We start from the raw sequence: 1,458 nt of genomic DNA on the forward strand, positions 1-1,458 counted from the left end.
TTTACTTAATAAAACATATATAATAGAACAAAGAGGTGAAAAACATGTCAATCGAATCGCTATGGAGCAGTCGCTTCCAACAACATATTCAAAATATCATCACATACTTTGCACGTATGATTAACGGTTTACTATATAGCTTTATCTTTATTACATGCGTTGGTGCATATTATTACGCTCAGTTTCTGAAAGCATCTCCGTCTAAAGGAATATCTTTATTACTCATCACAGCCGTACTTACACTCATTATAACAAGATGCCCAATTCGCACCTTTATGCAAAAACCTGACGCTGTCTATTTGCTAGCACTAGAAGAGAAATTAACATCTTATTTTAAAAAATCTCTTCTATATAATTACATCATTCAGCTTTTCCCACTCGTATTTACGTTCCTTATCATGGTACCGCTTGCCATGCAATCATTACAATTAACCGTACCTTTTTTATGTACAATCTTTATCGTTTTGATGATTTTAAAAGGCTGGAACATATACATACATTGGATATGGCGTGATAGTCATGAAAAAAATATATGGCTTATCACTCGTATTGCTTGTAACACACTTATCATTTACATGCTGTTTTATATTGCAAATATCATTGTGTTAGGCGGATTACTATTACTTCTTGCTTTCGCTTTCCTACTTCTTTATACGAAAAAACAGCCCACAAAACGAATACCGTGGGAATACATAATCGAGCAAGAAGAAAAAATGAACATACGCTTTTATCAATTCGCTAGCATCTTCACTGATGTTCCGCAAATGAATAAACAAGTAAACAAAAGAAAATGGCTTACAAATTGGATTGAACCTATATTACATAAAAAACAAGCAACATTCTTCTATTTACATACACTAGCGTTTTTACGTGGTAATGATTATTTCGGTATATATATTCGCTTAAGTATTCTCGGTGCCTTCACCCTATATTTTGTACCGAATATTTACGTGAAAGGCGCTATCGCTTACGGCGTCCTATATATGATCTCTATGCAGCTTCGTTCCCTGTGGAAGTATTTTTCGGGAAATATTATCGTAGCATTATATCCAATTAGCACCGATGAAAGAATGAATCAATTTCTCAGCTTAATTTTTATGTTAATAAGCATTCAATTAGTTGTATTTTCAGGCGTTGTACTTATTGCTACAAGACAATTATTAATTGGCTTTATCATTGTAGTAATAGGAATGCTATGGATCAAATTTATTATCATACCGAAAACAAAGAAGAGGATTTCTTCGTTTTAGTTCAAAAAGAGGCTGCACATAGCAGCCTCTTTTCTCGTCCCAAAATTGCTAATCACTTTTCGTAGGCATTTCTCATATAGTGCAAATGACTATACAATTCCTATCCATAAGTTAAATAATAATTTTACACATATAAAGTGAAACTTTAATCAGTGGGGGTTTTGTTCATCCCCCACTGATTATTAGTTGAACCAATCGGGCTTTTACG

The 1,458-nt window shown here is 33.4% G+C and carries 1 protein-coding gene; it reads left to right on the forward strand.

From position 1 onward, the window contains the following. Positions 1–44: 44 nt before the first annotated feature. Positions 45–1,250: an ABC transporter permease gene (locus BAU28_RS24955; RefSeq protein WP_071720495.1), complete on the forward strand. Its 1,206-nt coding sequence runs from the start codon at positions 45–47 to the stop codon at positions 1,248–1,250. Positions 1,251–1,458: the final 208 nt, after the last annotated feature.

This window comes from Bacillus paramycoides, assembly GCF_001884235.1.
GTDB lineage: Bacteria > Bacillota > Bacilli > Bacillales > Bacillaceae_G > Bacillus_A > Bacillus_A paramycoides.